This window comes from Falsigemmobacter intermedius, from assembly GCF_004054105.1.
Classification (GTDB): domain Bacteria; phylum Pseudomonadota; class Alphaproteobacteria; order Rhodobacterales; family Rhodobacteraceae; genus Wagnerdoeblera; species Wagnerdoeblera intermedia.
The window spans coordinates 1-3,411 of sequence record NZ_SBLC01000098.1 but is presented as its reverse complement, the minus strand read 5'-3'; the positions used below and the strand labels follow the sequence as shown (position 1 = coordinate 3,411).

The 3,411-nt window shown below is 62.3% G+C and carries 3 protein-coding genes and 1 pseudogene; all 4 read left to right on the top strand.

Annotated elements, in window-relative coordinates; genetic code table 11:
* The first annotated feature begins 143 nt into the window (after positions 1-143).
* Complete coding sequence (locus tag EP867_RS19125; RefSeq protein ID WP_128491030.1) at positions 144-545, top strand: hypothetical protein; 402 nt, start codon at positions 144-146, stop codon at positions 543-545.
* Positions 542-1,999 carry an ATP-binding protein gene (locus tag EP867_RS19120; RefSeq protein ID WP_128491029.1) on the top strand — a complete coding sequence of 486 codons (1,458 nt, stop codon included), beginning with the start codon at positions 542-544 and terminating at the stop codon, positions 1,997-1,999. The genes EP867_RS19125 and EP867_RS19120 overlap by 4 nt, the downstream gene beginning before the upstream one ends.
* Positions 1,890-2,624: pseudogene (locus EP867_RS20375) on the top strand (response regulator); the annotation flags it as partial. The gene EP867_RS19120 and the pseudogene EP867_RS20375, both read left to right, overlap by 110 nt.
* A gap of 13 nt (positions 2,625-2,637) precedes the next feature.
* Positions 2,638-3,411: Hpt domain-containing protein (locus EP867_RS19110; protein WP_164888967.1), on the top strand; the 774-nt coding region annotated here is incomplete at its 3' end.

Below are 3,411 nucleotides of genomic sequence, written 5' to 3'. Positions count from 1 at the left end.
GCGATCTTGTCCGTGCACGAGCCACGGCCATACGGGTTGCAGGCAAGGCGCGGCGTATCCCTGTTTATCCCGGCGCATCTCGGGCACATTGTTCGATACGAGTGCTATTACCGGACCATCGCTAATCAGAGCATTGCCTTAACGTGATAATTTCATCTGATCCGCCTGGTGCAACCGGCCCCGATGCCCGGTCTGCACCTCCGCACTGTTCTTCCCGGGAAGAGCGTGGTGCGGTCTGGCCTGCGCTGACGGCAGCCTTTCTGGGGCTGACGACCCTGGCGGGGGTCTCGCTCTTCGCGGATCGGGCGGAGGGCGAATATCTGGTCATCGGCAGCCCCTTCGCCGCCTCGCGCGATCTGTTACTGACCATTGCGGCAGCGGATGGGGCGGTTGCTGCCGCCGGCGGATTTGAGAATATGATGGTGGCGGTCTCGGACAAGCCTGATTTTGCTGCCCGGCTGCGGGCAGCGGGGGCGCTGATGGTGCTTCCTGTGCCGCGGGTCTTTGGCTGCGGCGTCGATGTGAGCCGAGGGGACGCTGCATGACGACCGAACTCTTTTCTTTGCGCCGCCGTTTTGGCGCGCTGCTGGGCTGGCTGCTCTGGGCTCATGTTCCGGTGGTGGGGGCCGTGGCCTCTCTGGCAGAGCGCAATGTGGTTTATGCGGTGCTGGCATCCATTGCCATTGCCCTTGTCTATCACCTCACCTGGCTGCGCTCGGGCACGCGGCTGAGCACACGGTATATGTCTGCGGTCTGTATGGTGGCGGTGCCCGCGCTGATGGTCTTCATCCTGCGCGGCCTGCCCTGGCAGATGGACATGCATATGTATTTCTTCGCCATGCTGGCGTTGACCATCGGCTGGTTTGACCGCCGCGCGATCCTCTTCGCGGCCGGGACGATCGTGGTGCACCACGTTCTGCTGCTGTATCTGCTGCCCTTTGCGGTCTTCCCCGAAGCGGGCTCGCTCGCCCGGGTTCTGCTGCATGGCGCGATCGTGGCCTTTCAGTCTGCGGTTCTGGTGCTGGTTTCTGAGACCGTTGTTGAGAAATTCGCCGCTGTTGAGGTGATCGGCCAGGAACTCCGCGCCAGCAACTCGGCCCTTGAAGAGCGCAGCCGCGAGGCGGAGCAGGCCAGCGCGACGAAATCCATGTTCCTCGCCAATATGAGCCATGAAATCCGCACGCCTCTCAATGCGGTCCTGGGCTTTTGTCATCTGCTTCAGCGCAGCCAGCTCAACAGCAAGCAGGAAGATTATGTCAGCAAAATCAGTGCCTCCGGCACTGCGCTTCTGCGACTGATCAATGACATTCTCGACTATTCCAAAAATGAGGCCGGCAAGCTTGAGCTTGAGCACCGCCCCTTCTCCATGCGGGCGGCCATTGAGCAGCAGATGCAGATGGTGATTGGCGACGCCAAGATCAAAGGCGTGAACCTGCATCTGGAGCATGACAGCAATGTGCCCGCGCTTTTGTCAGGTGATGAGCTGCGTTTTGGTCAGGTGGTGCTGAACCTTGTCAGCAATGCGGTGAAATTCACCGAAGTCGGAAGCGTCACCGTGCGCACGCGGATGATCTCAGAGACCGACAGCAGGGTGCGCGTGGGTCTTGATGTGATCGACACCGGCATCGGCATGACCCCTGAGCAGCAGGAGCGGCTGTTCAACTCCTTCACTCAGGCAGACAACACCATGACGCGTCGCTTCGGCGGCACCGGGCTTGGTCTGGCGATCGCGCGTCAGATCGTTCAGCTGATGGGTGGCGATATCTCGGTGCGCTCGGTGCAATGGTCGGGGACGACCTTTTCGCTGCAGGCCGAATTCGACAAATTCACGGGCGAGCTGGCAGAGGTGACCAGCCTGCATCCGGCGCTGCGCCGCCTGCGGGTCATGGCTGTGGACGACAATCCGGCCTCGCGCCAGATCATCCGGGAAGTTTTTTGCCGAATGGTCGGTTCAGGTCGACACGGCCTCTTCTGCGGCGGAGGCCATCGCAAGCCTTGAGGCGGCAAGCGAGGTCGGCCGTGATTACGATCTTCTGCTTCTGGACTGGAAGATGCCCGGCATCGACGGTCTTGCGGCGGCCCGTATGGTCACTGAAAACAAGGGCATTCTGAAAAAGCCGAAGATGGTGGTTCTGACGGCCTATGGCAGCGATGAATTCACCGCTGAGGTTGGCAGCAGCGGGGTCTCGGCCTATCTGACCAAGCCGCTTGAGACCCGGGCCTTGCATGAGACGCTCGAAGAGCTGTTCCTGACGCCGATGGATGTCGCGCTGGAGACCGCCCCGGTCACGCCGCGCAGATCGGGTCCGGTGCTGCAGGTGCCGCCCTCTGTTCAGGGGCTGCGTGTCCTGCTGGTTGAGGACAATGAGATCAACCGCGAGATCGCCACGGAACTGCTGACCGATGCGGGCCTTCTGGTGGATGTGGCAGAAAATGGTCTGCTGGCCTGCCGCCAGATTGAGCGCGAGGGGGACAGCTATGCGGCGGTCCTGATGGACATTCAGATGCCGGTGATGGACGGTATGGACGCCACGCGCCGCATCCGTGAAACCTGGTCTTCAGAGAAGCTGCCGATCATCGCCATGACTGCCCATGCCTATGCCGAAGAGCGTCAGCGCTGCCTTGATGTCGGCATGAATGATCACATCGCAAAGCCGGTGGACCCGAAAGTTCTGGTGCGCACCCTGGCCGAATATCTGCGCCCGCGCCGCTCCGGCGGGATCGCCCCCCACGGCTCAGGGACAGGCCGCGGCGGCAGAGGAGGCGCTGCCCGACCGTCTGCCGCCTTTTAACATCTCCCGCGCGCTTGAGCGGGTGAACGGCAAACGCCCGCTTCTGCGCCGTCTGATCCTGAATTTCGCGGAAAGCCAGGGCAGAGCCGGTGATGAGATCCGCAGCCTGATCGCCCAAGGGGCCATGGCCGATGCCCGCCGTGTCAGCCATACCCTGAAGGGTCTTGCGGGCTCGCTCGAGCTTCCGGATCTGCAGACGGCGGCCGAAACGCTGGAGCGTGCGCTGCTGGATGGGGAATCTGCGCAGCTTCATGCCCTGATCTCGACCATGGAAGAGCATCTTGCCCCGGCGGTCGAAGCGGCGGCCTCTCTTCGCCCCAAAGCGGCCCCCCCGGCACCGGTGGTTGAAAGCGTCGCGCCCGCCGCGCCTGCGCCGGCCCCCGTGCCCACGGTGTCGGCTGAGGAGCTTCAGGCGAAAATCGCTCAGATGCGCGAGCAGATTCAGCGCCGCAGCCTTGGCGCGCGGATGAACTTCGCAGGCTTTGCGGCGGCTCTGGGTCTCAGCCCTGAAGCCATTGAACAGCATCCCGTGAAACGCGCGCTTGATCGTCTGGATGGCATTGCCAAGTTGTTGTGTCGTGAAGCCCCTGCTGTAAGGATTTCGAATGAAAATGCCATC